Raw genomic sequence first — 4,401 nt, 5'->3', positions numbered from 1 at the left:
GTGCGGCCAGCCGCCGCGCCTGGGGGGAGGCGTTGCGCAGGAAACGGCGCACCGCCTGCTCGGCGGAGACCGGCCGCGGCCGGTGGTCCGGGGCGAGCGGCGGCAGACACTCCGGTGCCAGTCCCTGCCCGTCCACGAGCAGGGCGGTCACATCGCTGTGCGCCCGAGCCTCGCCCGTCACCATGCGCGCCCAGCCCGCGAACCAGGCGCTCTCCAGTTCGAGTACCGGTACCGGCAGCGCGCCGGGGCGCACCCACCGCTTGTTGTGGCGCAGCAGGAGGAGCGCGTTCGGCAGCCCGGGCGCCACCGCGCGCACCCGCAGGTCGCGGGGGACCGCCTCGCACAGGTCCCACAGCCGGCTGGGCAGCGGCTGGAGCACCGCCACGGGCGCGTGCCGCGCCCAGCGGTGCAGCAGCCGGGGCACGCTGCCGGACGCCCAGGCGTCGCCGACGCAGTCGCTCATCAGCAGCACCAGCCGGCGTCCCTGCGGGTGGAGCAGCTCGCCGGGGTCGCGGGCGGGGCCGCCCCGCTGCGAGCACAGCCGTGCCGACTTTCCGCCGCGGGTGTCCAGCCACCAGATCCGTACGTCGGCGAAGGCGCCCTGGCGGCGCAGGAGTTCGGCGAACTCCTGCGCGACACCCCGCCACAGTGCCATCGACACGCTGTGCTCGACGACGAGGGCGACCTCGAACCACCGGTCCGGCACGTCCACCAGCACGGGGCTCCACCGGCCCAGCTCGGCGGACCTGACCGCCGTCTGCTCGTCGTCCAGGGCGTAGCGGTGACGTGAGGGGACCCGGCGGTTGAAGGGGCGCAGGGTCCGGGCGAAACGGAGGGGGTCGCGCAGGACGCCGGGGCGCGTGTCGGCGTCGAACAACAGCGGGATGCCGGCCGTCGAGCCGACCGGGGAACCCATGTCGTGCAGCGGTCCGCGGGCCAGGCGCGCGGAGGCCGTCCCGAGTAAGGACGCCGCAGCGAGCGCGTCCGCCGCGTCACGCCGGGGCTGCACCGGCTCCGCGGCCGGCCCGCCGGATCCGTCCGGCCCGTCCGGGCGGGGCGGCGCGCCGCCCGTCGGGGGCTTCGGAGCGGAGTCCGGCGCATCGGACGGGGAAGGCCCGGAGGCCGTCCCCGACGGCAGGTCACCGGCGGTCGGTGCAGTACCCGAGGCGTCCGGGCCGCTCGCGGCGCTCGGCGTGTCCGGAGCACTCTCGGCGCCCGGCGTCGGCGCGTCCGCCCGCGCGCCGCGTTCCGCCGGAAAGCCGTCGGCCGCCCCGATGCGGTCCGTCAGCCAGAGCGCCTCCGCCCACTCGCGTGCCGTCGGCGTCCGGCCCGCACGGCCGGTCATGGCGAGGAGTCCGTCGCCAGGCTGCGCCACAGCGCGGCCCGCAACTGCGTCCAGGACGCCTCGTCGGCGTCGGCGGCGCCGTTCGTGAGCATGTGCACGGTGTTCAGGAGCTGGTCGGCGGCGAGCGAGCCGTCGCCGCGCTCCTTCAGGAACGAACGGACCAGCTGCCGGGTGCGCGGATCAGGTTGCGGGCCGAAGTGCGCCTCGACCATCGCGGCCAGCCGCTCCTCGTCCGGAACGGCGAGCTCGACCTCCAGGCATCGGCGGCGGAAGGCGGGGGAGAAGGCGCGTTCCCCGTTGCTCGTGATCACCACGATCGGGAACTCCGAGCAGCGGACCCGGCCGTCGCGCACCACGACCGGCGAGCCGTGGTCGGCCGTGCCGACGCTCGCCTCGCGGCGGGACTGACCCAGCCGCTCCAGCTCCCTGATGCGGAACTCGCCCTCCTCGAAGATGTGCAGCAGGTCGTTGGGCAGGTCGATGTCGCTCTTGTCCAGCTCGTCGACGAGCAACACGCGCGGCCGCTTCCACGGCAGCAGCGCCGTGCCGAGCGGGCCCAGCGTCAGATAGCGGCCCACGTCGGGCAGCGGCCCGCGCTCCGCGCCGGGGGCCGCCGCCACCGGTGTGTCCTGCACCCGGCCGATCGCGTCGTAGTCGTACAGCCCGTCGCGCAGGGTGGTGCGGCTGACCACCGGCCACCACAGCACCCGGCCCAGGCCCAGCTCGGCGGCGATCTGGTGGGCCAGGCTGGACTTCCCGGTGCCGGGCTGCCCGGTGACCAGCAGCGGACGGCGCAGCTGGATCGCGGCGTTGACGACGTCCACGACGGCGTGGTCGAGGGTGCCGGCCCGGCGTGAGCCGAGCTTGCGCTGGACGTCCGTGTGGTCGCCCGGGTCGGGGATGTCGAGCGGCGGGCTGTCGGTGTCCGGCCTGAAGCGCCGCCACGGCGGAGGGGAGGGCAACGGAGGCAGCGGGTCGGACGGCGCGTGCTGCGCGCCGTTGTCCCGGAACACCCACCAGGCGGGAGGACGGGGATGCCGCGCCTCACGCTGGTCGGTCGACTCCCCGGTCATGGATGGCCACCCCCGGTCCGCGGATGCCCGAGCGCGGCCTCCGCCCCCTCCAGTCCGTCTTGGCTGTCCCACACTAGGGTGACGTGGCGATGCAGGTCCAGCGTCACCGCTGACCCGCGGCCGCCCGGACCGACACCCCGCAGATGTCGTACCCGGTCCGGCAGCGCATCCAACCTTCCGGCCAGCACTTTCCACAACTGCGGCCGCGCCTCGGCGTGATGGCCCTCCCGGCGCAGCGCGACGATGGCGGGGATGCCGACCTCCAGCAGGACGTACACCGGGTCCGCCGCCAGGTCGCCGTCCCACGGCGGGGGTTCCAGCAGCACGAAGCAGAACGGGGTCTCACCGTCGCGTAACTCGGTGAGCAGGTCGTACGGGGCGAGAACGCCGCCCGGCGCGACGTAGCGCACGGCGGGCGCCTCGAAGGCCCCGTCCGGGTTCGACCGCAGCCACGCCAGGCGCCGGTGCAGCGCGGGCCACCAGTACCGCTTGTGGAACCGGTCTCGACTGCGCACCAGCACAGTGTGATCGGCTCCGATCGGCCGCGCCACCGAACCCGCCGGTCTCACCGGGAACTGGTCCACATCCAGCCACAGCAGCGGCCTGGGCAGCAGGAACTCCACGAGCAGCCCCGCGCTCAGCTCACCCAGTCGCTCCAGCACGCTCTGGTGCAGCGCGGCCACCGTCTCCTCCAGCGCGCCGCGCGAGGTCACCCGGCGGTCGGCCAGCAATGCGCTCGGCCCCTGCCGCGTGGGCAGCAGCCAGCCCCGTACGTGGTACTCGTCGGGGGCCGCCGGGTGCGCCACGATCTCCACCAGCAGGCGGGAGGGGTCGAAGGGCCGTCCCACGTGTGCCGCCGCCTGGGCCCGGACCCACTGGAGCACCTCCTGCGGGCAGCCGATGCGATGCGCCACCTTGTCGCTCCAGGCCCGCAACTCCGCTTCCAGCGGCGACAGTTGGGTCACGGCGACGGCCTCGACGAAGGCGAGCAGCGGGTGCGCCTCGTCCGCCGGTACGAGCGCGTCCTCCAGCGCGTCCAGCAGCCCCTCCAGCGCCTCGGGGCCGTCGCCGTCGCCCGGCGGCAGGAACGGCAGGAAGGACAGGGCGAGGGGCCCGAGACGCGTGCCGGGAGCGCGCGTGGCGAGCAGGGCGCACAACTCGTCGCGCTCGCTGGGCGTGAGCAGCCTCTCCGGGTACAGCCGCAGGTACATCTGGTCGACCGCCGCCCATGCCAGGGTGCCGGTGCGCCCGCTGCCCAGTGTGTCGAGATAGAACCGCAGCCCCTCCGGATGGCCGTCGCACTCCCGCAGCGTCGCGTAGAGGTCCTCCCGGAGGATTCCCGACGGCTCCCCGGTCTCCAGCGGCCCGAACCGCTCGGCGAACGCCTCCGCGGCCCGCCGCAGCGGACGCTGGTGGCCGAGTCCGGGGATACGCGCGATGAGACCGGCCAGCTCCCAGAACAGATCCGTACGCGGGGTGGCGGCACCCGTCATGACGCCGGCCCCGGTGCGCCGCGCAGCCGCAGGAGCACCCGCTCGAACTCCCGCATGGGCAGCGAGCCCCGCTCGTACCAGCGCAGCGCGGCGGCCAGCCGGTCGATGCCGTCCGCGTACTGCAGGCACAGCTCGACGACCCCGCGCACGTCCTCGATCAGCACCGGAGACCGCTCGGCGAGATCGAAGATCTCGTCGCCGGTGTCACGCAGCACGCTCTCACGGCGCTGCGGGTCGCGCATGCTCGGCACCTTCACCAAAGCGGTGGTCAGTTCGCGATCGGCGCCCGGCGGCCAGTCGGGCACGGGCGTGGGATCGCCGTTCAGGGTGTCGCCCAGCAGCGGGCAGTAGCGCACGACGGCCTCGACCGGGATCATCCAGGCGACGCGCGATTCGGCGGGGCGGGTACAGCGGGGCGGGTGTCGTCGACGAGCACGGGGACGTCATCGGCATCGTCGTGGCCGCACGTCGCCCCGCCGAATCGCGCGTC

The 4,401-nt window shown here is 74.8% G+C and carries 4 protein-coding genes; all 4 read right to left on the bottom strand.

What is annotated here, in order from left to right:
* Window positions 1-1,345, bottom strand: a 1,345-nt coding sequence (locus BZY54_RS48395; protein ID WP_279634787.1) for an SAV_2336 N-terminal domain-related protein, incomplete at its 3' end; no start/stop codon positions are given.
* On the bottom strand, window positions 1,342-2,418 hold the full coding sequence (locus tag BZY54_RS48390; RefSeq protein WP_086731577.1) for an AAA family ATPase: 1,077 nt from the start codon (window positions 2,416-2,418) through the stop codon (window positions 1,342-1,344). The genes BZY54_RS48395 and BZY54_RS48390, both read right to left, overlap by 4 nt.
* Window positions 2,415-3,911, bottom strand: a complete 1,497-nt coding sequence (locus BZY54_RS48385) for a VMAP-C domain-containing protein (protein ID WP_086731576.1) — start codon at window positions 3,909-3,911, stop codon at window positions 2,415-2,417. The genes BZY54_RS48390 and BZY54_RS48385 overlap by 4 nt, the downstream gene beginning before the upstream one ends.
* Complete coding sequence (locus BZY54_RS48380) at window positions 3,908-4,288, bottom strand: effector-associated domain 2-containing protein (protein ID WP_086731575.1); 381 nt, start codon at window positions 4,286-4,288, stop codon at window positions 3,908-3,910. Before BZY54_RS48380 ends, BZY54_RS48385 begins: the two co-directional genes overlap by 4 nt.
* Between the last annotated feature and the right edge of the window lie 113 nt (window positions 4,289-4,401).

It is taken from the genome of Streptomyces carpinensis, from assembly GCF_002154505.1.
Classification (GTDB): Bacteria; Actinomycetota; Actinomycetes; order Streptomycetales; family Streptomycetaceae; genus Streptomyces; species Streptomyces carpinensis.
Note: the sequence above shows the minus strand (reverse complement) of the source record. Positions and strands in the feature narration are given on the sequence as shown.